This window comes from Streptomyces sp. NPDC002328 (assembly GCF_042890065.1).
GTDB lineage: Bacteria > Actinomycetota > Actinomycetes > Streptomycetales > Streptomycetaceae > Streptomyces.
Genome location: NZ_JBIARQ010000001.1, coordinates 77,769 through 101,126 on the forward strand (window position 1 = coordinate 77,769; position 23,358 = coordinate 101,126).

Consider the following 23,358-nt stretch of genomic DNA (forward strand, 5'->3'; position numbering starts at 1 on the left):
CGTTCACACGACGGTGTCGAGCCAGGCGAAGACCTCGTCCTGCATGCGGTCGACGAAGACATGGCCGAGGTCGGGCCAGGTCGACAGACGCAACCGCTCCTCGGCGTGGTGGGACCGCCAGACGGTGCGCAGCTTGTCGTGGGCCGCGCGGACGCCGTCGGCGGGGAACAGCGGATCGAGGCCGCCGTCGAGGAAGAGCATCGGCCTGGGTGCGGCGATGCTCGCCACGTCGGGGAAGTCGAGATGCCGGGACAGTCCGGGGTGCAGCATGCAGTAGGCGGACTGTCCGCGCAGGGTGTTGTTGCCGGGGACCATCATCTCCTTGAGCCCGGTCATCCAGCAGACGGCGGCCGTGGCGGCGATGTCGTCGCTGAGCGCGGCGGTCTGCCAGGCGCGGAAGGCGCCCATGGAGAAGCCGAGGGCCGCGATCCGCCGCCGGTCGACCCGGTCGAGGCCGGCGAGGAAGCCGGCGGCCCGTACGTCCTCGCGGGCCATGAGCCCGGCCAGGGAGGAGCCCAGGTTGAAGAAGTTGCTTGCCAGGGCCTGCTGTTGCTCGTAGGCGAGGGGGCCTCGATCGCTCCAGCCGAGGGCGTCGGCGGCCAGCACCACATAGCCCCGCCGGGCCAGTTCGTCGCCGACGAACCGTCCGCTGAAGTACTTCTCCGCCCAGCTCCGCGCGGAGGCGAGCCGCGTGGAGTCGTACCAGGGCCGGACCAGTTTCTCCTTGCCGATGTCGAACTTCGCCCCGTGGTCGTGCAGAAGGAGAACGGCCGGGAAGGGGCCGGCGCCGTGCGGGGTGAGCAGGGCGGCGCGGACGCGTTCGTGCCGGGTGAGGGAGAGGGTGACCAACTCGCTTGAGTAGTCGTCGTGTTCGGCGCGCGCGCCGAACTCGGCGTCGTACGGGAGGCGCGGGTCCGCCTCGACGATCAGCAGTTCCTCGACCTTGGCGCGGGCGGCCCGGCGCCAGGCGCGGAAGTCGCGGATCGGGGAGTTGCCCCAGGCCAGCGGGAAGTCCAGCTCCGCCCTGAGCGCGGGGTGGAAGTCGGGCAGCGGCCCGGCGACGACCGCCGCCCGCGCCCCGCTCACCGCGCCTCCCGTGACCAGCGCGGCCCCGGCGCCGACGACGAACGCCCGCCGCCCCACCGGGTCATGGGCGCTCATACGGCCTCCAGTCGCCGAGGTAGGTCCGCCGGGTGTGCGCGGCGGCCTCGGCCGAGGTCAGCCGCGGCCGGTTGTCCGGCTGCGAGATCACCGCGCCGGGGCCGGAGTTGGCGTGCTCGCGGAACCGCATGGTCTGCCACGGGTAGGCGTCGCGCATGTTCGTGTAGGGGGCGGCGGCGTCGATGCCGGGCCCGATCCAGGTGTCCCGCACGACCAGCGAGGGCCAGGCGGTCGTCTCGTACGACGGCACCCAGGGCCGGGCGATCTTGTACGCGCCGTCCTCGGCGCCGGAGGTGATCCGGCCCCGCACGGCGAGGAACCCGTAGGGGTTGGCACGGGCGGTGGAGGGGGCGAAGACCATGCCCTTGGGGGTGAAGGACACGTCCCGCTGGAGGGTGTGGAAGCGGCAGGCGTCGAAGACGGCGCGGGCCCGCCCGAAGACGAAGTCGACGTCGCCCTCGATGTGGCAGCGGCGGTAGTAGTGCCGGTCGAAGGCGTCCAGGGCGGTGGTGTCCGCGAACAGGGTGTCCTGGTGGGCCAGGAAGCGGACGTTGTCGAAGGACGAGCGGTCGCCGGTGACGTACGCGGCCACTGCCTGGGTGCCGGTGACGTCCGGGTGATCGGCGCGCAGCCAGTCGTTGGCGAGGGTGAGGTCGCGGACGGTGAGGCCGGGCGCGGCGGAGGCGAAGGTGGCCGAGCCGGCCGTGCCGTACGTCGTGCCGTCGGGCTTCTTGGTGCCGTTGGCGTTGTCGTACACGATCACGGCGGCGCGGGGGTCGCGGCAGGCTCCCCGCAGGGTCAACGAGGGCCGGTCGGCCGGGATGCCGACGACCTCGCGGTACGTCCCGGGGTGCACGACGATCGTCCAGCCGGGCCCGTCGACGGCGTCCACGGCGGCCTGGACCGAGTCGCCGGGGCGGACGTGCAGGACACGGCGGGAGCCGTGGGAACCGTGCGAGCCGTGGGCACCGTACGAGACGGCGTGTGCGGAGGTCGCCGCCGTGCCCGTGCTCAGCGCGCCGCCGGCGAGGCCCGCGAGGAGGGTGCGTCGGCGCATGTCAGTGGCCCTCCTTCCAGGGCCGCCAGTCGCCGAGGTGGGTCTCGCGGGTCGCCGACTCGGCCTGCTCGCGGGTGAGTTGGGGCCGGTTCTCCGGGACGGTGATCCGTGCGCCCGGCCCGGAGTTGCGGTACTCGGCGAAGCGCTGGTCCTGCCACGGGAAGGAGGCCGACATGTTGGCGTAGGGGGCCACCGCGTCGATGCCGGGGCCGAGACGGGTGTCGCGGACGGTGAGCATGGGGCGGGCGGTGGTGTCGGAGCTGGGCACCCAGGGGCGGGCCAGCTTGTAGTAGCCGTCCGGGGCCTCGCCGGTGACACGGCTCCGGGTCACCAGGTAGCCGCGCGGGTTGGCGCCGGCGGTGGAGGGCGCGAAGACGAACCCGTAGGGGGCGGAGGCGAGGTCGGTGCGGGTCAGGGTGCGGAAGCGGCAGTGCTCGAAGACGGCGGTGGCCCGCCCGAAGACGAAGTCGACGTCTCCCTCGGCGTAGCAGTGGGAGTAGTACTGGCGGGCGAAGACGCCCAGGGACATCGAGTCGGCGTACAGGGTGTCCTGGTGGCCGAGGAAGCGGCAGTGGTGGAAGGCGGACCGGTCGCCCTGGACCTTGACGGCGACGGCCTGGGTGCCGGTGATGTCGGGGTGGTCGGCGCGCAGCCAGTCGTTGGCGAAGGTGATCCAGCGGGCGGTGAAGCCGGCGGCCTGCACGGTGGTGGTGGCCGAACCGGTGGTGCCGTGGGTGCCGCCGCCGGGCTTGGGGGTGCCGGCCGCGTTGTCGTACACGATCACCACGTCGTGCGGGTTCTCCGAGGCGCCGATCCAGGTGGCCTCCGTGCGGGTGGCGTCGACGGCGACCGTCTCGCGGTAGACGCCGGGCGCGAGGACGAGGGTCCGGCCGCTGCCCGTCGCGGCGGTCACGGCGTCGCGGACGGAGGTGTGGTCGCCGCGGCCCAGGGGGTCGACGTACAAGGTGCGCGGGGTGAGGCGGGCGGCCGGGGAGCCGAAGCGGCCGAACGGGCGGGCCGGGCGGCCGGTGGCGGCCAGGGCGCCGGGGGCGGCCAGGGGCCCGAGCCCGAGGGCGGCCGCCGTGCCGGCGCCCGCCGTGAGGAAGCCCCTGCGGGACAGGGGCGGTCGGGGGTGGGACGAAGACATGGGGGACGAAGGCATGGGGGACGAGGGCATGGGGGACGAGGGCATGCGGGACGGGGGCATGCGGGTGCTCCTTCGCGTGCGGCTCGAATCGAAGGGGGGTGGGCCGGGGCTCGGGGGCCCCGGCCCGTGACCGGCGAGCGGTCAGCAGATCTTTCCGGCGCCGGCGCCGGCGCGGACGATCCCGGGGACGGCCCTGGCCGGGTCGACCTTGGTGCGCAGGGTCGGCGTCCAGCCCGCGCCGGACTGGAGGGTCTCGGCGGGGATCTCCGCGTTGTGCACGGCGATCAGGTCGACGGCCCTGCCGTTGACGAGGTTGTTGTCGGCGGTGACCGGCGCCTCGTTCCACTTCTTCAGCACCTTGGCCGCGCTGACCCCGCTGGGCAGGGTGAACGCGTTGTGTTGGGCGACGAGTTGGGACTCCTTGCCGATGCCGAAGCTGTAGGCGTAGGTGGAGTCCGCGACGAAGTGGTTGTTGTAGGCGTCGACCTGCCCGAACCGCACCCGGGGCGCGCGCTCGACCAGGTTGGAGAACAGGTTGTGGTGGAAGGTGACCTTCAGCTTGCCCCGGTCGCCCGCCGCGGTGGACTCACTGTCGCTGTTGCCGACCAGGATCGTCTTGTCGTGCTCGGTGAAGACGTTCCAGGAGGCGGTGACGTGGTTGGAGCCGCGGACGATGTCCAGCTCGCCGTCGTGCTGCTGGTACAGCATCCCGAAGTAGGTCGGCGCGGCGCTGTCCGGGTGGGAGCCGTCGGTGAAGGTGTTGTGGTCCAGCCAGACATGGGTGGAGCCGTAGACGACGGCGGTGTCGTACTCCGAGTTCCAGTTGCCCTTCGAGCCGTCGGTCGGGTCCCATTGGGGGAAGCAGTCGACGGGGCTCTCGAAGGCGAGGTTGCGGACGATGACGTTGTCGACGGCCCTGATCTGGAGGCTCGCGCCCTTGAACCCGGCGTCGCGGCCCACGCCGATGATGGTGGTGTTGGCGGGGACGTTCGCCTTGATGGCCTTGTCCTGGCCGGCGGCGGAGACGCGGCGCAGGCCCTCGGGGCTGTCGGCGGGCTCACCGCTGAGGTCGGTGTCGAGGCCCCACGTCTCCGGCGCGTACTTCGCCAGATAGGCGTCGAAGTCGTAGCCGGGCGCGGCGAAGGCGTCGCAGCCCTCGGAGACCGCGTCGATCGTGCCCTTCACCTTGATGATCTTCGGGGCGTCGCCGCCGGCGGCGAGGGCGGCCTTGAACTCGGCCCAGGTGGTGACGGTGTAGACGTGCGCGGCGTCGGCGGCGGCCCCGCCGGTGGTCCCGGTGCCGTACGACCCCCAGCCGTCGCCGGCCGGGAGGGTCTGCCGGGCGGGGTCGCGCGGGGACTGCGCCTGGGCCGTGGCGCCGGTGGCCGTCAGCGCGAGGGCGGTGCAGCCCACCACGACCATGCTGGTGACATGCCCATGCCATCTCTGTGCGTTCATCGTGCGGCTCTCTTCCCGATGTCGAAGGGGTCGGTGGTTACGCGGCGGCCGGCGGCCAGGTGATCCAGGAGTCCGGGATCTGCGCGTCGAGCCGGCGCACGTCCCGGCGCGCGAGCACCCGGCGGCGCGCCAGCCCGGCGGCGACCAGCCGGGCCAGGGCGATCGCGCCCGGCGGGTTGAAGTGCGTGTTGTCCTGCTCGGTCTCGGTCCAGTTGAAGTAGGTCTTGGTCCCCTCCACCCCGAGCTCCTGCCACAGCGCGAGCGAGAGCGCCTGGAGGTCGAGCAGCGCGACGCCCTCCTCCTCGGCCAGCGCGCGCATCGCCGCCGGATACTCGCCGTGACTGGGCACGGCGTTCCCCGCCGCGTCGAACCGCCGCCGCTCGACGGGCGTCAACAGCACGGGCCGCGCACCACGGGCCCGCGCCCCGTCGACGTACAGCCGCAGATAGTCCTGGTACGTCGTCCAGGGCTCGGTGTAGCGGGTGGGGTCGGTGGTCTTCTCGTCGTTGTGCGCGAACTGGATCAGAAGAAGGTCACCGGGCCGGATCGAGGCGAGGAGCGCGTCGAGCCGCCCCTCGTCGACGAAGCTCTTCGAACTCCGCCCGTTCACGGCGTGGTTGGCGACGGCGAGCCCCTCCCGGAGAAAGAAGGGCAACGCCATGCCCCACCCGGTCTCGGGCGCGGCATCGGCGAACTTCTGAGCGGCGGTGGAATCACCGGCGAGGTAGACAGTACGGGGGCAGTGGGAGGAGGCGCGCGCGGGAGCAATTCCCGCAACGCCGAGCGGTATGGCCGCAACGGCCGCGGAAGCAACCTGCCTGCGGGTAAGGGACACAGAGGTGCACCTTTCACCAGGGGATGGGCAACTCACCTAGGGGCGCGGGGCTGTATCGATTTGCGGCTCCGCCGCGTGGGCGCGCCCAGCCGGGGACGGCCCGCACCCTGCAACGAAACGGACCGCCCCCGGCGAGACACAGCTCGGTCAGCTCTTCTGCTGCTTCCACTCCGCCTGCGCCTTGTTCAGCTGCTCAGCCAACGTGTCCAGAAAGTCCTTCGCGCTCATCTTCCCGAGCAGCACCTTCTGGAAGTTCGGCTCGTTGTCCGACTTGGAGATCGTGTTCCAGTCCGGCAGGTAGTACGGCAGCTGCACGATCGTCGTCGACCCGTCCGTCAGAGCCTGCGCGGCCAGCTTCGTCGGCTCGGCCTTGGCGATCCACGCGTCCTTGGCCGCGTCGTTGTTGGACGGCACCTGCCCGGCCGACTCGTTGAACTTCGAGTTCTCCGCCTTGGAGGTGGCGAACTCGATGAACTTCCACGCCGCGTCCTTGTTCTTCGAGCTCTTGAACAGGCCGAGCCCGTCGACGGGGTTGGAGACCTGGACCCGCTTGCCGTCGGTGCCCGTCGGCTGCGGGATGCCTCGGAACTTGTCGACGCCGAGCGCCTTCACATGGTCCTGGTAGGAGCCGAGGTTGTGGTTCAGCATGCCGATGGTGCCGGAGTCCCACTGCGCGACCATCTTGGTGAAGTCGTTGTTCAGGTCGGCCGCGGGCGTGACCTTCTTGTAGAGCGCCGCGTACTTCTCCAGCGCCGCGACGTTCTTCGGGTCGTTGACGGTGGTCTTGTCCCCGTTCCAGAACGAGGTGATCCCGCTCTGGCCGTAGGTCGCGTCCAGGGCCTGGGCGATGGAGCCGGTGCCGCCGCGGATGGTGTACCCGAACTTGTTCTTGCCGGCTTCGGTGAGCTTGTCCGCGGCGGCGAAGAACTTGTCCCAGGTCGTCGGCGCTTCCAGGCCCGCCGCCTGGAACAGGTCCGTGCGGTAGTACAGGACGCCGTTGTTGGCGGAGGTCGGGATCGAGTACAGGGTGCCGTCGCCGCCGCCGGCCGCCTTCAGCACCTTGACCATGTCCTCGTTGAGCTTGCCGCCGAGGGAGGACTTGCCGAGCCGGTCGTCCAGCGGCTCCAGCGCGTTCTGGGCGGCGAACCCGGCGAGCATCGCGGCGCCGACGCCGCCGACGTCCGGCAGACCGCCGCCCTGGATGGCGGTGTCGACCTTGGACTGGTACTCGGTGGAGGCGATGCCGACGTACTCGACCTCGATGCCCGGGTTCTGCTTCTCGAAGTCGGCGATGATCTCCTTCCAGATGTCGGTGCGGACACCGCCGTTGTTGTCCCAGAAGACGATCTTGCCCTTGCCGCTGCCCTCGGACCCCTTGTCGCCGCCCGCTCCGCTGCCGTCGTCACCACAGGCGGTGGCGGTCAGGGCGAGGACGGATCCGAGCGCGACGGCCACGGCGGCACGCCTGCTTCTGTGAACGCTGATCTTCATTGGTCGGCTCTCTTCTTCTGGATCCAACGAGGATTTCTGTGACGTCGTGGGGGGAGGTCAGTGGGGTAGGGCGGGCGGCGGCCCGTCGGCGCCGATGTGCTGCTGCGGCCCGGAGAACCGCGTCACCAGCGCGGGCACGGCCGCCGCCGGGTCCAGGCGGTAGGCGTAGAAGTCCCGCGGCTCGAAGGCGGCGCCCCAGGCGTCATGGCGGCCGGTCGTGTTCCTCAGGATCGACCCGCGCTGCACCAACTCGGCGGTGGTCTCGGCCTGATAGGGGTGCTGGACGTCGCGGTAGTAGCTGTTCTCGATGACCATCTTCGTCCGGCCGCGCGACCAGTTGCCGTACGTCCACACCGGATCGCCCGGATCGGCCTGCGCCTTCAGGTAGTTGTTGTAGAGGTGCGCGTAAGCGGCGTTGTCGACCGAGGGGTTGCGCTGCTTGGTGTTGGCGAACAGGTTGTGGTCGACGGTGATCTGCGTCCTGACGTTCGTCGTCCAGCCCAGTCCGAAGGTCTTGTTGTTGTTCTCGAACCGGTTGTAGGAGACGGTGATGTACTCGCTGTCCTTGCGGACGTCGAGCTGCCCGTCGCAGATGTTCGAGAAGCGGTTGTGGCCGACCCAGACGTGATGGACGGTGTCCATCTGGACGCCGTCGAAGTCGGTGGTCTTGCAGTCCCGGTCGCCCTCGACCGCCGAGTCCCGGATCGTCAGATTGCGGATGATCACGTTGTGCGTGCCGGGGTTCAGATGTAACTCCCCGTGGACGATCTCCCCGGTGACGCCGACGCCGACGAGCGTCTTGTCCGAGGCCACCACGATGTCCGCACCGAAGGGCTCGACCTCGATCGCCCCGGCGACCCGGATGACGTACGGCTCCTCGGCGGCGGCGTAACGGGCCAGCGAGGCCTGGTCGGTGACGGTGACCACCTTCCCGCCGGCGCCTCCGGTGGTCCCGCCGGCCAGCGAGGCGAAACCGTGGGCCCGGTCGCTCCAGCGGGACGCGCCGGCGTGGTCCGACGGCGGCACGGCCTTCGCCTCGCCGACCGCGCCGAGTCCCAGCGCGGCGATCAGGCCGGCCACGGCGGCCAGCACCGCGCCACGTCGCGGCAAGCGCTTGCTCCGGAAGTGCGTCATTGCGGCTCCCACAGGCGTTCGGATGGTCAGGCGTTCTGCTTGTCAGGGCGCTCGGGTCGTCAGGCGTTCAGGGACGGTGCGGTCACAGGCGGTGCGGTCGGAGGCGGTGCGTCGGCGCGGAGGGGGCTGATCCGGAAGTGCGAGAACGTGGCCGCCCCGGCGTGCCCGGGTCCGTCCGGGGCGAGGGCGAACAGGCCGAGCTGCGCGCCGACCCAGCGCCACGGCGCGGCGGCGAAGACGGGGCCGGAGGGGCGGAGGCCGTCGCCGAGGTCGTGGGCGAAGCGGCAGCGCGCGCCGGCGCCGATCTCGACGCGCAGCCGGACGCGTCCGCCGGGCGCGAGCCGCGGCCGGTCGGCGTCCCGCTCCCGCTCGGCGACGGTCTCGGCGAACCGGTGCACGAGCTGGACCGTCCCGTCGGCGGCGCGTTGCAGCCCGATCCAGGAGAAGGCGTCCCCGAGGACCGCGAGTCCGGCCCGCGCGCCGGGCTCCTCGCCGTGCAGCTCGAGTTCGACCTCGACGGCGGACGGGGAGCCGGGCAGCCGCTGGGTGAGGATGTGCGGCAGCTTGCGCAGGTCGTGCGCGTCGTGGGTGCGGACGCAGCTCAGGCGCAGTCCGTCGCCGGAGTGGTGGGTGGACCAGCCGTCGCGCGGGTTGGCCGTCCAGCTCCACTGGCGGCCGAAGCGTCCGCCGGGGAAGTCGTCGTCGGCGGCGGGCGCGGCGGGCGGCTGCGGGGGCAGGTCGGGCCGCCGGTGGACGGTGACGGGGGCGCCCTCGTCGCCCAGCACCGGCCAGCCGTCGACTCCCCAGCGCATCGGCTGGAGGTGGACGACCCTGCCGTACGCGCCGCGCTGCTGGAAGTGCAGGAACCAGTCCTCGCCGGCCGGGGTGCGCACCCAGCCGCCCTGGTGGGGGCCGTTGACCTCGGTGTCCTTCTGCTCCAGGACGATCCTCTCCTCGTAGGGGCCGAAGAAGTCCCGGGAGCGGAAGGCGCCCTGCCAGCCGGTCTCCACTCCCCCGGCGGGCGCGAGGATCCAGTACCAGCCGTCGTGGCGGTAGAGCTTGGGGCCTTCGAGGGTGAACCAGCCGGGGATGTCGTCGCCGTCGACGATCAGCCGGCCCTCGTCGAGCAGGGAGGTCCCGTCGGGGTGCATCCGGTGGCCGGTGAGGCGGTTCTTGACGCCGGAGCGAGACTTGGCCCAGGCGTGGACGAGGTAGGCCTCGCCTGTCTCGTCGTCCCACAGGGGGCACGGGTCGATCAGGCCCTTGCCCTGCTTCACCAGATGCGGCCGGGTCCAAGGGCCCCTGATCTCGGGGGCGTTGACCTGGAAGATGCCTTGGTCGGGGTCGCCCCAGAAGATCCAGAAGCGGTCGTGGCTGTGCCGCAGCGAGGGCGCCCACACTCCGCAGTCGTGGCGGGGTGAGGTGAACTCCCGTGCCGGTTCGAGGCGTTCGAGGGCATGGCCGACCAGGGTCCAGTTGACCAGGTCGCGCGAGTGCAGCAGGGGCAGGCCGGGGGCGCGGCCGAAGCTGGAGGCGGTGAGGTAGAAGTCGTCGCCGACGCGCACGACGTCCGGGTCGGACCAGTCGGCGTCCAGCACCGGGTTGGTGTAGGTCTCGCCGGTCACTGGCTGACCGCCTTCCGGACCAGGGAGGCCGCCTCGTCGCGGCGCAGCCGGCCGTCGGCGACGACGGTGACGATCCGCCGGACGGCCGTGTCGCCGGGGGCGATCGCCAGCCGCTGTGCCGAGGCGAGGGAGGAGCCGACGCCCGGGTATTCGGCGGTGCGCACGAACCAGGGGTCGCGGCGGGTGGTGTCGGTGGCGCCCGCGAAGACGAGGGTCCAGTCCGCGCCGGCCAGGGCGAGCCATTCGGCGCGCTCGCCGTGGACCGCCGTCTCGCCCTCGGTCGTGGCGGTGAACACGTCCGGCGCCGACGCCTCCTTGCGGGCGCGCCAGAAGAAGCCTCCGTAGGCGGCGCCGGGGCGGCCGTTGGTGGCGGGGCTGCCGATGGACAGCGGGTCGGGGGTGACGTTGGTGAGGGAGAAGGTGAAGTCCAACGCCCAGGCGCTGTCGGTGAGTTCGCTGGCCGCGACCGTGCGTCGCTCGCGCAGCAGCTCGGCTCCGGCGGCGACCCAGCGCAGTTCCTCCACCAGCCCGTCGGGGTCGCGGAGTTGGAACGCGGTGTGCCGCTGGGCGCCGTGGTTGTCGAGCTCGGTGGGGCCCTGGTCGCGGACGTAGGTGCGGCCGCCCCAGAAGTTGAACCCCTCGACGTCGGGAACGGCGACACCGACGCCGAGGTGGTGGGTGTGGTCGGCGGGGCTCAGTTCGGTGACCGCCGTGCCGGCCAGGGTGGTGACGGGGTGCAGGTAGGGGCGCGGGGAGAGCCGTGCGGGCAGCTCCGGCCGGGTGACATAGCGGCCGACGGGGCGGCCCGCGACGCGCAGGACGAGCGGTGCGTCGGGTGCCGTCATCAGGTGATCACCTCTTTCGGATGCGCGCTCGGGTAGGTGGTCGGGTGCGCCCAGGAAGCGCCGAGCTCGGAGAACAGCGTGAGGGTGTCGGCGGCGGCGGCCACCAGCCCGTCGGCCCCGGGGACCACGCGGCGGCCCTCGTCGGGCAGCAGGCGCCAGGCGTCCTCGGGCAGCCGCACCGGATCGGGGGCGACCCGGATCGCCTCGACGACCCGCATGAACGCCTCGGTCGCGGCGGGCGGGACGAGCAGGTCCGCGCCGTCGGTGAGGTGGTCGACGAGGTTCTCCAGCAGGTCGGTGCGGCCGTGCTCGAACTCCTCGGGGCCGTGGCCGGCGCGCTGGAGCAGGACGCGGTCCTGCTTGTACCAGTAGGTGATCCGGCCGCGGCTGCCGTGGACGAGGACGTAGGGGTCGTCCGGGTCCTCGGCGCAGAGCGTGGCGGCGACGACGAGGGGCAGCCCGTCGGGGGTGGTGACGCGGACGCAGGAGGTGTCGTCGGACTCGATGTCGTTGGCGTGCGCCAGCTCGGTCTCGATGCCGGCGACGTCCTCGGCGCGGGTGACGCCGGCCAGCGCGAGGGCGGTGGCGACGGCGTGCGCGAGCGGGTTGGTGAGGGCGCCGTCGATCACGTCGACGCCGTTCAGCCGTCGCTTGCCGGCCCAGGGGGCGCGCCGGAAGTAGGTCTCCGCACGGGCCCAGGCGCCGGCCCCGCCGACCCCGACGACCTCGCCGACGGCCCCTTCGGCGATGAGCCGCCGGATGGCGGGCACAGCGTGCGAGCCGAGGGACTGGAAGCCGATCTGGCAGACCACGCCCGCCTCGGCGACTCCGTCCGCCATCCGCCGGAACTCGGCGTACGACGGGGCCGGGGGCTTCTCCAGCAGCAGGTGGACGCCCCGGCGGGCCGCGGTCAGGGCCAGGTCGGTGTGGGTGGGGATCGGGGTGCAGATCACGGCGATCCGGGCGCCGGTGGAGTCGAGGAGCGCGCCGAAGTCGCCGGACTGCTCGGGCGTGCCGAGGCCCTCCGGGATCTCGTCCGGGGTGAGCGGGGTCAGCTCGCAGACTCCCGCGAGACGGACGATGCCCTTGTCCTGGAGCCGGCGGATGTTGTCCAGGTGCCAGCGGCCGTGGCCGCGCGCGCCCGCGAGGACGATCGGGACCGGTGCGTTCGTCGGTGCTGCGGTGCTCATGGGATCCTCCCTGCGCCCGCGCCGCGTGCCGCCTCGCGGTCGGCCGCCGCGGCGCTGTCGATCTTTGTGTGCAGGGTAGGCGTCCGGCCGCCGTCCGCCGTGCGCTCGCTCATCCCTTCACCGCCCCCGCGCTGAAGCCGGTGATCAGCCACTTCTGGATGAAGGCGAAGACGATCACCACGGGGACGGCGGCGATGATGCCGCCCGCGGCGAGCGCGCCCAGGTCGACGCTGTCGGCGCTCATCAGGGTGTTGAGGCCGACCGGGATCGTCTGCTTGTCCTGGTTGTTGAGGAACATCAGGGCGAACAGGAAGTGGTTCCAGGAGTGCACGAAGGCGAAGGAGCCGACGGCGATCAGACCGGGCCGCAGCAGCGGCAGCACCACGATCCGGAAGGCCGTCATACGGTTGCAGCCGTCGACCCAGGCCGCCTCCTCCAGCGAGTACGGCACGTTCTTGATGAAGTTGCTGATCAGGATCATCGACAGCGGCAGCTGGAAGACCGTCTCGGCGAGGATGACGCTGCCCAGCGAGTTGATCATCTGGAGTTCGGCGAAGATCTCGAACAGCGGGACCAGCAGCAGAGCGCCCGGCACGAACTGGGAGCACAGCAGCGCCAGCATGAAGCCCTGCTTGATCTTGAAGTCGAAGCGGGCGAGGGCGTAGCCGCCGGCCAGCGCGACCAGCGTCGTCATCACCAGGGTGGCGACGCCGACGAGCAGGCTGTTCTGGAAGTAGGTGCCGAAGCTGCGTTCCGTCCAGACCTTCTCGAAGTGGTCGAGGGTGATCGGCCAGGGCACGAGGGAGGTCGAGCCGGCCGGGCGGAGCGCGAAGAGCAGGATCCAGTAGAAGGGGATCAGGGTGAAGACGAGGTAGACCGACAGGGGCAGATAGATCTGCCAGCGCGGGACCTCGTCCCAGGAGCGGTTCTTGCCGTGCGGCCGCTGCTCGGGCGCGGCGGGGGCGCTCACGGGCGTGGGCGCCGCCTCGGTGGCCTCCTTGGTGATCACTTGGCCTCCCTTCCGAACTTGCTCAGCCGCAGGTAGACCATCGAGCAGAAGAGCAGGATCACGAACGCGACCGTGGTGAGCGCGGACGCGTAGCCGAAGTTGTGGGCGTCGACGCTGGTGTTGGCGATGTAGAGCGGGAGGGTCGTGGTCTCGCCCGCGGGTCCGCCGCCGGTCAGGGTGTAGAGCAGGTCGACGTTGTTGAACTCCCACACCGCGCGCAGCAGCGTGGACAGGACGATGGCGTCCTTCAGGTGCGGCAGCGTGATGTGCCAGAACTGCTGGAGCCGGCCGGCCCCGTCGACCTCGGCGGCCTCGTACAGGTCCTTCGAGACGGACTGGAGGTCGGCGAGGATGAGGATCGCGAAGAAGGGCACGCCTCGCCACAGGTCGGCGACGATCGCCGCCGGGAAGACGGTGGAGGTGTCCGACAGCCAGCTGGTGCCGTAGGAGCCGATGCCCACGTCGGCGAGGTAACGGGTGATGCCCGTCTGGGAGTTGTAGAGGAGCACCCAGATCGCGGAGGTCAGCACGCCGGAGACGGCCCACGGGGAGAAGACCAGGGCGCGTCCCAGCGCCCGCCCCACGAAGGTCTGGTTGACGATCAGCGCCAGCGCGAGGCCGAACAGCAGTTGGAGCGACACCTCGACGAGGACCCACTTGGCGCTGAAGGTCAGCGTGTCCCAGAAGACGGGGTCCTCGGTGAAGGCGTGGACGAAGTTGTCGAAGCCCGCGTATCCGTTCCGCCACGGCTTGGTGGGGTTGTAGTTCTGGAGGCTGTAGTAGAAGACGCTGATGACCGGGTAGGCGATGAAGCCCAGCATGAGCAGGGCCGCCGGTGCGATCAGCAGGTACGGCAGCCTGCGCGGCGTGGCGGAGGTACGGCGCCGCCGGGGTGGCGCGGGCGGTTTCGCCACGGCTGCGGCTTGGGCCATGACAGTTCTCCGTTCTGGTACGTCGTCGTACGTGGTGCGGGCGTGCGCGTGGTGCGTGGTGCGTGTGTCACGCGTGGCGCGGGAAGCGCTTTCTCTCTGCGCATGGGTGTGCCGAGTCGTGCGGGTGCTGCGGCGGTTCAGCCCGCGTAGGGGTCCTGCACCTTGCCCGGGCGGGCCAGGAACTCGAAGTCGCAGCCGGTGTCGGCCTGGGTGATCTGTTCGTTGTAGAGCGCGCCGTAACCGCGCTCGTACCGCACGGGCGGCGGCGTCCACTCCGCCCGACGACTCTCCAACTCCTCCTCGTTCACGTTGAGTTGAAGTGAGCGCGCCTGCACGTCCAGGGTGATCGAGTCACCGGTGCGCACCAGCGCGAGCGGTCCGCCGACGTACGACTCGGGTGCCACGTGCAGCACGCAGGCGCCGTAACTCGTGCCGCTCATACGGGCGTCGGAGATGCGGACCATGTCCCGCACGCCCTGCTTGAGCAGATGGTCGGGGATCGGGAGCATGCCGTACTCGGGCATGCCCGGACCGCCCTTGGGGCCGGCGTTGCGCAGGACGAGGACGCTGTCGGCGGTGATGCCCAGCGCCGGGTCGTTGATGGTGCGCTGCATGGTCCGGTAGTCGTCGAAGACGACCGCGGGGCCGGTGTGCTTGAGCAGGTGCCCCTCGGCGGCGATGTGCTTGATGACGGCGCCGTCCGGGCAGAGGTTGCCGCGCAGGACGGCGACCCCGCCCTCGTCCGCGACCGGGTTGTCCCGGGGCCGGATCACGTCGTCGTGGTGCACCCGCGCGCCGGCGATCTGCTCGCGCAGGGTGTCGTGGGCGACGGTCGGGCGGTCCAGGTGGAGCAGGTCCGGGATCCGGGAGAGGAAGCCGGGCAGGCCGCCCGCGAAGTGGAAGTCCTCCATCAGGTACTTCTGGCCGCCGGGGCGCACGTTGGCGAGGACGGGGACCGTGCGGGCGATGCGGTCGAAGTCGTCGAGGGTGAGCGCGACGCCGGCCCGGCCCGCCATGGCGATCAGATGGATCACCGCGTTGGTGGAGCCGCCGAGGCCGAGGACGGTGGTGACGGCGTCCTCGAAGGCGTCCGGGGTGAGGATGTCGTTCAACGTCCGGCCCTTGTGGACCAGTTCGACGATGCGCAGGCCCGCCGCGGCGGCCATCCGGTCGTGTCCCGAGTCGACGGCGGGGATGCTCGACGCCCCCGGGACCGTCACGCCGAGCACCTCGGCGGCGGCGGTCAGCGTGGAGGCCGTGCCCATCGTCATGCAGTGGCCGGGCGAGCGGGCGAGGCCGCTCTCCAGTTCGGTCATCTCGCAGTCGCCGATGAGGCCGGCCCGCTTGTCGTCCCAGTACTTCCACATGTCGGTGCCGGAGCCGAGGACCTCGCCCCGCCAGTGGCCCGGCAGCATCGGCCCGGCGGGCACGAACACGGTGGGCAGGTCGACGCTCGACGCCCCCATGAGCAGGGCGGGGGTCGTCTTGTCGCAGCCGCCCATCAGCACCGCCCCGTCGACCGGGTAGGAACGCAGCAGCTCCTCGGTCTCCATCGCGAGGAGGTTGCGGTAGAGCATCGGGGTCGGCTTCTGGAAGGTCTCCGAGAGGGTCGAGACGGGGAACTCCAGGGGGAAGCCGCCCGCCTGCCACACACCCCGCTTGACCGCCTGCGCCCGGTCACGGAGGTGTACATGACAGGGGTTGATGTCCGACCAGGTGTTGAGGATCGCGATGACCGGCTTGCCGAGGTGCTCCTCGGGCAGGTAGCCGAGCTGGCGGGTGCGGGCGCGGTGGCTGAAGGAGCGCAGCCCGTCGGTGCCGTACCACTGGTGGCTGCGCAGCTCCTCGGGGCGCTTCCGGGCGTCGTCGGTCATATGGACCACCCGGCGGCGATGGCGGCGACCTCGGCGCGCTCGTCCTCGGGCAGCGGCCGGCTCGGCGGGCGGACCTCGCGCCGGCACAGCCCGAGGGAGGCTAGGGCCTCCTTGACGACGGTGACGTTGTTGGCGGAGCCGTTGGCGGCGCGCAGCTCCTCGAAGCGGCGGATCTGCTCCCAGACCTTCATCGCGGCCCGGTAGTCGCCGGAGCGCAGCGCCTCGATCATGTTCAGCGAGACGGCCGGGGCGACGTTCACCAGGCCCGAGGTGAAGCCGGTGGCGCCCGCGGAGAAGTAGGAGGGGGCGTACGGCTCGGCGAGGCCCGCGACCCAGACGAACCGCTCCAGCCCGGCGTCCCGCGCGAAGGCGGCGAAGCGGGCGGCGTCCGGGACGGCGTACTTCACACCGATCACGTTCGGGCAGGCGTCGGCCAGCTCGGCGAGCCGGAGCCCGGAGAGCTGCGCGTTGCGGATGTACGGGACGACGCCCAGCTCGGGCACGGCCTCGGCGATGGCGCGGTGGTAGTCGACCCAGCCGCTCTGCGAGACGTAGGGGTGGACGGGCTGGTGGACCATCACCATCTGCGCGCCCAGCTCGCGGGCGTGCCGGGCGGAGGCGACGGCGGTGGGGACGTCGTGCCCGACGCCGACCAGGATCACGGCCCGGGCGCCGGCCTCGTCCACGGTCAGCTCGGTGACCAGCCGGCGCTCCTCGGGGGTGAGGGCGTAGAACTCGCCGGTGTTGCCGTTGGGGGTGAGGGTGGTGACGCCGCCGTCGAGCAGCCGGCGCAGCAGGGCCCGGTGGACGTCCCGGTCGACGGAGCCGTCCTCGGCGAACGGGGTCACCGGGATGGCCACCACGTCGGCCAGGGCCGCACGCTGGGCCTCGAACGCCACGCTGCTCATCGCTGACCTTCCTCTCCCTGGGCTTCCCCGGCCTCGGGGAACGCCCGCCGTACGAACGACGCGATGTGGGCGTGCAGGGCGCGGGCCGCGCCGTCCGCGTCGCCGTCGAGGGCGAGCCGCAGGATCTCGCGGTGCTCGCCGGCCTCCCGCTCCCAGGAGGGCGAGGCGGCCCAGGCGACGGCGGAGACCAGGGCGGCCTGGTCGCGGACCTCGTCGAGCATCCGGCCGAGCAGCGGGTTGCCGCAGGGCAGGTAGAGGGCGCGGTGGAACTCCCGGTTGGCCAGGGAGCGTTCGGCCGTGTCGGTGGCCCTGTCCGCCCTGGTCAGCGCGGAGCGGGCGGCGTCCAGGGACGCCCCGCGCCGCACCGCCCGCTTCAGCGCCTCGGGTTCGAGGAGCAGCCGTACGTCGTAGACCTCGCGCGCCATGTCCGCGTCCACCATGCGCACCGTGACGCCCTTGTACTGGCTCATGACGACCAGGCCGGTGCCGGCGAGGGTCTTGAGCGCCTCCCGCACGGGGGTCTTGGAGACCCCGAACTGTGCGGCGAGCTCGGTCTCGACCAGCGCCTGGCCCGGCGTCAACTGCCCGGTGAGGATGCGGCGTTTGATCTCCTCCAGCACGTACTGCGTGCGGGACGGGATCGGCGTGGGCACAGAGGTCATGCGCGCCTCTCGGATGTCGCGTATCTGATCTCGCGTATCGCGTCTCATATATGACGTACGAAGTACGACGCGTTGAAGTTAGGAGGGGCCCAAGGTTTCGTCAATGCTTCTGACAAGAGAAGTTGCGGGATGGCTCAAAGGGCCGGGTGGCTTCAAAGTGCCGGACGGCTTCAGCGGGCCGGGGGGCTTCAGCGGGGGCCTCAGAGGGGGATGGTGTCGCCCTCGTACGCGGTGCGGGCGGGGCCGCCGAACGCGGCGGCGGCCCGCGCGATCGCGTTCTCCCGGGTGAGCGTGGGCCCCACATGGGTGACGACGAGTTCGCGCACCCCGGCCTGCCGGGCCGCCTCCCCGGCGTCCTCGGGGGTGAGATGCACCTGTTCGCCTTCGCGATGCCGGTCGATGTCCGCCTCGCACAGGAACAGGTCCGCGCCGGAGGCGAGTTCGGCGAGCGCTCCGCACGGCCCGCTGTCCCCGGAGTACGCGAGGACGCTCCCCTGGCATTCGGCGCGCAGCCCGTACGCCTCGGTGTCGTGGACCACCGCGCGGGAGGTGAGCCGCAGGTTCCAGTGCCGTACGGTATGGCCGTCGTACAGGGCGCGGAAGTCGAGGATGCCGGTCAGGAACCGGGCGTCCGGCTGCCCGAAGAACGCGGCGAGCCGCCGGGCGCAGTCCCTCGGCGCGTACACCGGGACGGGGGCCGGCGGGGTGAGGCCGCCGAACGCGTACGCGTACACGAGGGCGAGCAGGTCGGCGCAGTGGTCGGCGTGCAGATGGGAGATCCAGATCGCGGTGAGCCGCCGCGGATCCGTGTGCCGTTGCAATTCGGCGAACGTGCCGGTGCCCGCGTCCACCCACACCTCGGCGCCCCCGCCGCGCAGCAGATACCCGGAGCAGGGGCGGCCCGGCTCCGGATGCGGGGAGGCGGTGCCGAGGACGGTGAGGCTGAGGGGCATGGTGGGGAGCGTACGTTTCGCCCCCGCCCGACGCGCCCTGATTACGTCCGTCTACGCCGTGCTCATCGGTGCGTCTAGGGGTGCGTCTACTGGTGTGTCTACGGCGTCCAGCCGGGGTCGCGCCCGCTCAGTCCGACGGTCCGGTCGAGCAGCGGGGCGTCCGGCGGGACGGGGACGACGGGTCCGAAGATGCCGCCGCCGCGGTCGTCGTCCTCGGCGGCGGCCCGCAGGAACGCGTGGGACGCCCGAAGCGCCGCCGGGTCGGGCGCGTACGACTGTCCGGTGGCCCGCGCCAGGTCCCATCCGTGGACGACCAGTTCGTCGGCGGCCACGGCGCCGGCGATGTCGCCGGGAAGGTCGATGCCGCCCGCGCGGGTCATGCCGGTCCAGGCGGCGGGGTCGCGCCAGGCGTCGGCGAGCCCGGCGAGCGCTTCGGGCAGCTCCTCGCGCCAGCCGGGGGCGAGGTCGGGCAGGGCCGCCTCCGGGCTGGTGTCGGTGGTGGCGCCCAGCTCCTTGCGTCCGGCGTCCCGGAAGGCGACGGCGAGGCCCGTCAGATGCGCGAGCAGGTGCCGTACGGCGTACTCCGGGCAGGGTGTGCGGCTCGCGAGCTGCTCGTCGCGGACCGCCTCGGCGAGCCGCGCGACGATCCGGGCCTGCGGTGCGAGATCGAGAGTGGTGGTGATGTCGGTCATGAGAGGTAGACCGGCGGCGGTCCGCGAACTCATCGCCCCGCCGGGACAGGTGTCGGGCTCAGAGCTCGGCGAGCCCCTTGCGCACCGCTTCCAGGTCGCCGTCCGACGCCAGTCCGGCGTGGTACAGCCGCAGCTCGGTGGCCCCGAGTTCACGCGCGCGTGCCGCGTCGGCCGCGAGAGTGCCGGGGCTGCCGTCCATGCCGGAGACGATCTGGAGGTTGGCGGCGAGCACGGCCCCGTCGCGGCCCTGCTCGGCGAAGGGCGTGAGCAGGGCGGGGCCGCCCGCGCAGGGGACGACCACGCCGTCCGCGACGGACAGGGCGTGCGCGGGGTCGACGCCCGGGTTGGCGCCCACGTGGTGGGACACGGGGTCGGCGTGCAGCAGCACCTGGAAGCCCTCGGGCGCCGCCGCGCGGACGGCCGCGACCGCCGTCTCCTGGAGCGTGCGGGCGGTCGCCTCGCGCCACGCGCGCGTGGCCCGCGCGGTCTCCTCCCCGAGCAGCCGCTCGACGCCCGCCCAGTCCCCGTCGTCGGACGCCCCCTGCCAGAGCGGCTCCAGCGCGGTCCGCACGGAGTCCGCCAGGCGGTCGGCGTCCAGTCCGCGCGCGTCGTAGCCCTGCCGGCAGGACGGGCAGAAGCAGAGCGACATCAGGTACTGCCCGGCGTCCCCGAGGGCGACGCCGGACGTCTTGTCGTGGGCGTGCAGGTGCTGGAGGCCGTACCAGCCGAGGGACTCCAGCTCCGTGCCGGCCGCGCCCGGCCGTACGGCGGCCTCGGCGGCGAGGTCGACGAGGTACGCGCGCGTGGCGGGCTGCGCGATGCACGGGGCCCACGGGTAGCGGTCGCCGTAGGCGTTGACGACCGAGGTGTCCGGATGCTCGGCGCCGAGGCGGGAGTTGTGCGCGAGGACCACCCAGGTGTGCACCTCCAGACCCGCCTGCGCGAGCGCGGCGGCGGCCTCGCCGTAGGCGTCGCCGGGGGCCCAGTCGCCGGCCGGGTGGGGGCGAGGGGCGCGGCCTTCCCAGCGTGCGTCCGTCGTCGGGTACAGCACGGCCGCGTGCTCGGCGGTGACGATCCGGTGCCGCGGGTGGCGCGGGGTGAGGGCGCGGGTGGAGTGGTAGGCGGCGGCGAGCGTCGCCTGCGCCACGCCGAGCGCGGCGATGCGGCCCGGCGCCTCCGGGTCCCCGTTGACGTCCCAGGGGTAGACGAATGCCGACGCCTTCACCGGTCCTCCTCCAGCAGCGCGTGTCCGCGCTCGATCACCTCGGCGAGCTGTTTGACATGATCCTCGCTCGGTTCGTGCAGCGGCGGGCGTACTTCGCCCACGTCGAGGCCGCGCATCCGTACGGCGGCCTTGACGAGGGAGACGGCGTAGCCGCGGCCGAGGGCGCGCAGTTCGACGAGCGGGCGGTAGAAGCCGTCCAGCAGTCGGTGGACGGTGTCCCGGTCGCCGGCGGTGAGTGCCCGGTGGAAGGCGAGGGCGATCTCGGGGGCGAAGCAGAACACGGCCGAGGAGTAGAGGGTGACGCCGATGCCGTGGTAGGCGAGCTGGGTCTGTTCTGCGGTCGGCAGGCCGTTGAAGTAGAGGAAGTCGTCGCCGGGGACCTCGCTGCGGACGGCGCTGACGATGCGCTGCATGAGGTCGAGGTCGCCGGTGCCGTCCTTGAGGCCGATGATCCCCTCGGTGCGGGCGAGTTCGACGACGGTCTCGGGGGTGAGGACGGCGTTGTCGCGCTGGTAGACGATGACCGGGAGAGCGGTGGCCGCGGCGAGTTCGCGGTAGTGGCGCAGCAGCCCCTCCTGGGCGGCGACGACGAGGTAGGGCGGCATCGCGAGCAGCCCGTCCGCGCCGGCCGCCTCCGCGAGCCGGGCGTAGCGGACGGCGAGGGCGGTGCCGTATCCGGCGCCCGCGACGACGGGCACCCGTCCGCCGGTCTCCTCCACCGCCGCCCGGACGCAGTCCTGGAACTCCTCGGGGGTGAGGGCGTGGAACTCGCCGGTGCCGCAGCAGGCGAAGACGGCAGCCGCCCCGGCCTCCACGCCGCGCCGGACGTGCGCCCGGTAGACGTCGAGGTCGATCGAGCCGTCCTGGCCGAAGGCGGTGACGGGGAAGAACAGCGGTCCGCTGGGCACGCGGAGGCGGGCGGTCAGGGGGGCGGTGGCGAGCGGGGCTGGCGTCACGGACACTCCCTGAGACGAGGCGTGCATTCTTCTGACTGATGTCCACATTTCTGAACGCTGTTCACCCTAGGGAGCCGGTCAGGCCCGGTCAAGCGCACGGACGCCGACACGGGAGGCGACTTGTCGACTTCACGAGCCCTTGACTGGGCCCGTGCGAGATCCCTAGCGTGTACATGCATGTGAATAGCGTCCACGCATACGGCCGTGAGATCCAAGGAGACCCCAGGGATGCCCGCACCGCGCACCGTCCTGCTCACCGGCGCCGCCGGCGGCCTCGGCACCCTGATGCGGGACCTGCTCCCCGCCTACGGCTACGAGCTGCGCCTGCTCGATCTGCGCCCGATCGAGGGCGAGCCGGACGCGATCGTCGCGGACCTCGCCGACCGGGACGCCGTCCGGGAGGCCGTCCGGGGCGTCGACGCGATCATCCACCTCGCGGGCATCTCCCTGGAAGCCCCCTTCGAGAAGATCCTCAAGGCGAACATCGAGGGGACCTACCACCTGTACGAGGCCGCCCGCGAGGAGGGCGTCGGCCGGATCGTCTTCGCCTCCTCCAACCACGCGGTGGGCTTCACCCCCCGCCCCGAGGGCGAGGTCCCGCTCGCCCCCGACGCGCTGATCCCGGTCGACACCCCGCGCCGCCCGGACACCTTCTACGGCCTGTCCAAGTCCTTCGGCGAGGACCTCGCCCAGCTCTACTGGGACAAGCACGGCCTGGAGACGGTGTCGGTGCGCATCGGCTCCTGCTTCCCCGAGCCGACCAGCGTGCGCATGCTCTCGGTGTGGATGAGCCCGGCCGACGGCGCCCGCCTGCTCCACGCCGCCCTCACCGCCGAGGAGGTCGGCCACACCGTCGTCTACGGCTCCTCCGCCAACACCCGCCTGTGGTGGGACCTGACCAGCGCACGGGCCCTCGGTTACGAGCCGCGGGACGACTCCGAGCCGTACGCCGAGAAGCTGATCGCCGAACAGGGCGAACTGGACCCGGACAACATCGCCCACGCCTGCCTGGGCGGCCACTTCGTCAGCGACCCGCCGATCTGGCCGTACTGACACCCGCGCGGCACGCGCACGCGTGTGAGGTCTCCACGGCGGCGGACGGGCACCGAACGGGCCCGTCCGCCGCCGCATTCGGGCAGCCGCGCCGCCCGCTTCGCCGCCCTCCCCCACGCCCGCGCAGGTCCGCGGCGGGCGCGCCCTCCGGCGAACGGGCGCATCCGGGCGACATCGGGCCCGTAACAGGCCTGGTCAGTGCCGCGCACCGGCTGTAGAACTTCCCCCATGGGTCCCACCGGGCCCGAACGGGCAGCCCGACGGCGGGGGAAGGCGAGGTGACCGGGATGGCTCCGGAGACGGCCCCGAGAACGGCGGAGGAGCGCCAGCGCGAGATCGTGCGGGCCGCGCGGGCCGCCGGCTCGGTCGACGTCGCCGGGCTCGCCGCCGCACTGGGGGTGGCGAAGGAGACCGTACGGCGGGATCTGCGCGCGCTGGAGGACCACGGCCTGGTGCGCCGCACCCATGGCGGCGCCTATCCCGTGGAGAGCGCCGGCTTCGAGACGACCCTCGCGTTCCGCGCCACCAGCCATGTGCCCGAGAAACGCCGGATCGCCGCCGCGGCGGCCGGGCTGCTCGGGGACGCCGAGAGCGTCTTCGTCGACGAGGGCTTCACCCCGCAGCTCATCGCCGAGGCGCTGCCCCGGGACCGGCCGCTCACCGTGGTCACCGCCTCCCTGCCGGTCGCCGGCGCCCTCGCGGAGACCGGCAACGTCTCGGTCCTGCTGCTGGGCGGCCGGGTCCGCGCCGGCACTCTGGCGACCGTCGACCACTGGACGACGAAGATGCTGGCCGGGTTCGTCCTCGACCTCGCCTACATCGGCGCCAACGGCATCACCCGCGAGCACGGACTGACCACGCCCGACCCGGCCGTCGGCGAGGTCAAGGCGCAGGCCGTGCGCGCGGCGCGGCGCACCGTGTTCGCGGGCGTGCACACCAAGTTCGGGGCGGTCGGCTTCTGCCGGTTCGCCGAGGTCGGCGCGCTGGAGGCGATCGTGACGAGCACGCTGCTGCCCGCGCCCGAGGCCCACCGCTACTCACTGCTGGGACCGCAGGTCATCCGGGTCTGAGAACCGGGATCCCGGCACACCCCCACGGCCACCTCACACCCAGTTGTGCCCCTTATCTCCCCACATGTCCAGGAGCGATTC

Annotated in this window: 20 protein-coding genes and 1 pseudogene; 2 read left to right on the top strand and 19 right to left on the bottom strand. The window is 72.2% G+C overall.

Going from position 1 to position 23,358, the window contains the following annotated elements:
* Nucleotides 1-3: 3 nt before the first annotated feature.
* The 19 genes and pseudogenes from ACFYX4_RS00380 to ACFYX4_RS00470 all read right to left on the bottom strand — a co-directional run bounded on the left by ACFYX4_RS00380 (nucleotide 4) and on the right by ACFYX4_RS00470 (nucleotide 21,154).
* On the bottom strand, nucleotides 4-1,161 hold the full coding sequence (locus ACFYX4_RS00380; RefSeq protein WP_389323344.1) for a dienelactone hydrolase family protein: 1,158 nt from the start codon (nucleotides 1,159-1,161) through the stop codon (nucleotides 4-6).
* Nucleotides 1,148-2,218 (bottom strand): pectinesterase family protein, encoded by a 1,071-nt coding sequence (locus ACFYX4_RS00385; RefSeq protein WP_389323347.1) that lies wholly within the window; start codon nucleotides 2,216-2,218, stop codon nucleotides 1,148-1,150. Before ACFYX4_RS00385 ends, ACFYX4_RS00380 begins: the two co-directional genes overlap by 14 nt.
* Before the next feature lies 1 nt (nucleotide 2,219).
* Nucleotides 2,220-3,365 carry a pectinesterase family protein gene (locus ACFYX4_RS00390; protein ID WP_389323350.1) on the bottom strand — a complete coding sequence of 382 codons (1,146 nt, stop codon included), beginning with the start codon at nucleotides 3,363-3,365 and terminating at the stop codon, nucleotides 2,220-2,222.
* Nucleotides 3,366-3,506: 141 nt separating this feature from the next.
* Nucleotides 3,507-4,823: a polysaccharide lyase family 1 protein gene (locus ACFYX4_RS00395; protein WP_389323353.1), complete on the bottom strand. Its 1,317-nt coding sequence runs from the start codon at nucleotides 4,821-4,823 to the stop codon at nucleotides 3,507-3,509.
* A 37-nt stretch (nucleotides 4,824-4,860) separates the two neighbouring features.
* The gene (locus ACFYX4_RS00400) at nucleotides 4,861-5,658 is read right to left on the bottom strand and encodes a rhamnogalacturonan acetylesterase (RefSeq protein WP_389323356.1); all 798 of its coding nucleotides are present in this window, start codon (nucleotides 5,656-5,658) and stop codon (nucleotides 4,861-4,863) included.
* A gap of 147 nt (nucleotides 5,659-5,805) precedes the next feature.
* Nucleotides 5,806-7,149, bottom strand: a complete 1,344-nt coding sequence (locus ACFYX4_RS00405; protein WP_389323359.1) for an ABC transporter substrate-binding protein — start codon at nucleotides 7,147-7,149, stop codon at nucleotides 5,806-5,808.
* 90 nt (nucleotides 7,150-7,239) lie between these two features.
* Nucleotides 7,240-8,283, bottom strand: a pseudogene (locus ACFYX4_RS00410) (polysaccharide lyase family 1 protein); the annotation flags it as partial.
* A gap of 59 nt (nucleotides 8,284-8,342) precedes the next feature.
* Nucleotides 8,343-9,908: a family 43 glycosylhydrolase gene (locus ACFYX4_RS00415; RefSeq protein ID WP_389323362.1), complete on the bottom strand. Its 1,566-nt coding sequence runs from the start codon at nucleotides 9,906-9,908 to the stop codon at nucleotides 8,343-8,345.
* Complete coding sequence (locus ACFYX4_RS00420; RefSeq protein WP_389323365.1) at nucleotides 9,905-10,753, bottom strand: PmoA family protein; 849 nt, start codon at nucleotides 10,751-10,753, stop codon at nucleotides 9,905-9,907. The genes ACFYX4_RS00415 and ACFYX4_RS00420 overlap by 4 nt, the downstream gene beginning before the upstream one ends.
* Nucleotides 10,753-11,943, bottom strand: a complete 1,191-nt coding sequence (locus tag ACFYX4_RS00425) for a Gfo/Idh/MocA family protein (RefSeq protein ID WP_389323368.1) — start codon at nucleotides 11,941-11,943, stop codon at nucleotides 10,753-10,755. Before ACFYX4_RS00425 ends, ACFYX4_RS00420 begins: the two co-directional genes overlap by 1 nt.
* A 109-nt stretch (nucleotides 11,944-12,052) precedes the next feature.
* Nucleotides 12,053-12,952 (bottom strand): carbohydrate ABC transporter permease, encoded by a 900-nt coding sequence (locus tag ACFYX4_RS00430; RefSeq protein WP_389323371.1) that lies wholly within the window; start codon nucleotides 12,950-12,952, stop codon nucleotides 12,053-12,055.
* On the bottom strand, nucleotides 12,949-13,884 hold the full coding sequence (locus ACFYX4_RS00435; RefSeq protein ID WP_389323374.1) for a carbohydrate ABC transporter permease: 936 nt from the start codon (nucleotides 13,882-13,884) through the stop codon (nucleotides 12,949-12,951). The genes ACFYX4_RS00430 and ACFYX4_RS00435 overlap by 4 nt, the downstream gene beginning before the upstream one ends.
* 137 nt (nucleotides 13,885-14,021) lie before the next feature.
* Nucleotides 14,022-15,758 carry an L-arabinonate dehydratase gene (gene araD, locus ACFYX4_RS00440; RefSeq protein WP_389323377.1) on the bottom strand — a complete coding sequence of 579 codons (1,737 nt, stop codon included), beginning with the start codon at nucleotides 15,756-15,758 and terminating at the stop codon, nucleotides 14,022-14,024.
* Complete coding sequence (locus ACFYX4_RS00445) at nucleotides 15,755-16,666, bottom strand: dihydrodipicolinate synthase family protein (RefSeq protein ID WP_389323380.1); 912 nt, start codon at nucleotides 16,664-16,666, stop codon at nucleotides 15,755-15,757. Before ACFYX4_RS00445 ends, araD begins: the two co-directional genes overlap by 4 nt.
* Nucleotides 16,663-17,328, bottom strand: a complete 666-nt coding sequence (locus ACFYX4_RS00450) for a GntR family transcriptional regulator (protein ID WP_389323383.1) — start codon at nucleotides 17,326-17,328, stop codon at nucleotides 16,663-16,665. Before ACFYX4_RS00450 ends, ACFYX4_RS00445 begins: the two co-directional genes overlap by 4 nt.
* 200 nt (nucleotides 17,329-17,528) lie before the next feature.
* Nucleotides 17,529-18,281: an MBL fold metallo-hydrolase gene (locus ACFYX4_RS00455; protein WP_389323386.1), complete on the bottom strand. Its 753-nt coding sequence runs from the start codon at nucleotides 18,279-18,281 to the stop codon at nucleotides 17,529-17,531.
* Nucleotides 18,282-18,379: 98 nt separating this feature from the next.
* Entirely contained in the window at nucleotides 18,380-18,973 is a 594-nt protein-coding gene (locus ACFYX4_RS00460) for a TIGR03086 family metal-binding protein (protein WP_389323389.1), read from the bottom strand.
* Nucleotides 18,974-19,031: 58 nt separating this feature from the next.
* Nucleotides 19,032-20,198 (bottom strand): hypothetical protein, encoded by a 1,167-nt coding sequence (locus tag ACFYX4_RS00465; protein ID WP_389323392.1) that lies wholly within the window; start codon nucleotides 20,196-20,198, stop codon nucleotides 19,032-19,034.
* Complete coding sequence (locus tag ACFYX4_RS00470) at nucleotides 20,195-21,154, bottom strand: 5-dehydro-4-deoxyglucarate dehydratase (protein WP_389323395.1); 960 nt, start codon at nucleotides 21,152-21,154, stop codon at nucleotides 20,195-20,197. The genes ACFYX4_RS00465 and ACFYX4_RS00470 overlap by 4 nt, the downstream gene beginning before the upstream one ends.
* A 228-nt stretch (nucleotides 21,155-21,382) precedes the next feature.
* Here ACFYX4_RS00470 and ACFYX4_RS00475 point away from each other — a divergent pair, with 228 nt between their 5' ends.
* Together ACFYX4_RS00475 and ACFYX4_RS00480 are read left to right on the top strand one after the other, a co-directional pair.
* Nucleotides 21,383-22,207 (top strand): NAD-dependent epimerase/dehydratase family protein, encoded by an 825-nt coding sequence (locus ACFYX4_RS00475; RefSeq protein ID WP_389323398.1) that lies wholly within the window; start codon nucleotides 21,383-21,385, stop codon nucleotides 22,205-22,207.
* Nucleotides 22,208-22,494: 287 nt separating this feature from the next.
* Nucleotides 22,495-23,277 carry a DeoR/GlpR family DNA-binding transcription regulator gene (locus ACFYX4_RS00480; RefSeq protein WP_389323401.1) on the top strand — a complete coding sequence of 261 codons (783 nt, stop codon included), beginning with the start codon at nucleotides 22,495-22,497 and terminating at the stop codon, nucleotides 23,275-23,277.
* The last annotated feature ends 81 nt before the right edge of the window (nucleotides 23,278-23,358 follow it).

Bases quoted from the DNA above. Each gene is read 5' to 3' on its own strand.
- ACFYX4_RS00380 (WP_389323344.1), bottom strand. From the start codon at position 1,161: ATGAGCGCCCATGACCCGGTGGGGCGGCGGGCGTTCGTCGTCGGCGCC.
- ACFYX4_RS00385 (WP_389323347.1), bottom strand. From the start codon at position 2,218: ATGCGCCGACGCACCCTCCTCGCGGGCCTCGCCGGCGGCGCGCTGAGC.
- ACFYX4_RS00390 (WP_389323350.1), bottom strand. From the start codon at position 3,365: ATGTCTTCGTCCCACCCCCGACCGCCCCTGTCCCGCAGGGGCTTCCTC.
- ACFYX4_RS00395 (WP_389323353.1), bottom strand. From the start codon at position 4,823: ATGAACGCACAGAGATGGCATGGGCATGTCACCAGCATGGTCGTGGTG.
- ACFYX4_RS00405 (WP_389323359.1), bottom strand. From the start codon at position 7,149: ATGAAGATCAGCGTTCACAGAAGCAGGCGTGCCGCCGTGGCCGTCGCG.
- ACFYX4_RS00420 (WP_389323365.1), bottom strand. From the start codon at position 10,753: ATGACGGCACCCGACGCACCGCTCGTCCTGCGCGTCGCGGGCCGCCCC.
- ACFYX4_RS00425 (WP_389323368.1), bottom strand. From the start codon at position 11,943: ATGAGCACCGCAGCACCGACGAACGCACCGGTCCCGATCGTCCTCGCG.
- ACFYX4_RS00435 (WP_389323374.1), bottom strand. From the start codon at position 13,884: ATGGCCCAAGCCGCAGCCGTGGCGAAACCGCCCGCGCCACCCCGGCGG.
- araD (WP_389323377.1), bottom strand. From the start codon at position 15,758: ATGACCGACGACGCCCGGAAGCGCCCCGAGGAGCTGCGCAGCCACCAG.
- ACFYX4_RS00445 (WP_389323380.1), bottom strand. From the start codon at position 16,666: ATGAGCAGCGTGGCGTTCGAGGCCCAGCGTGCGGCCCTGGCCGACGTG.
- ACFYX4_RS00450 (WP_389323383.1), bottom strand. From the start codon at position 17,328: ATGACCTCTGTGCCCACGCCGATCCCGTCCCGCACGCAGTACGTGCTG.
- ACFYX4_RS00455 (WP_389323386.1), bottom strand. From the start codon at position 18,281: ATGCCCCTCAGCCTCACCGTCCTCGGCACCGCCTCCCCGCATCCGGAG.
- ACFYX4_RS00460 (WP_389323389.1), bottom strand. From the start codon at position 18,973: ATGACCGACATCACCACCACTCTCGATCTCGCACCGCAGGCCCGGATC.
- ACFYX4_RS00475 (WP_389323398.1), top strand. From the start codon at position 21,383: ATGCCCGCACCGCGCACCGTCCTGCTCACCGGCGCCGCCGGCGGCCTC.
- ACFYX4_RS00480 (WP_389323401.1), top strand. From the start codon at position 22,495: ATGGCTCCGGAGACGGCCCCGAGAACGGCGGAGGAGCGCCAGCGCGAG.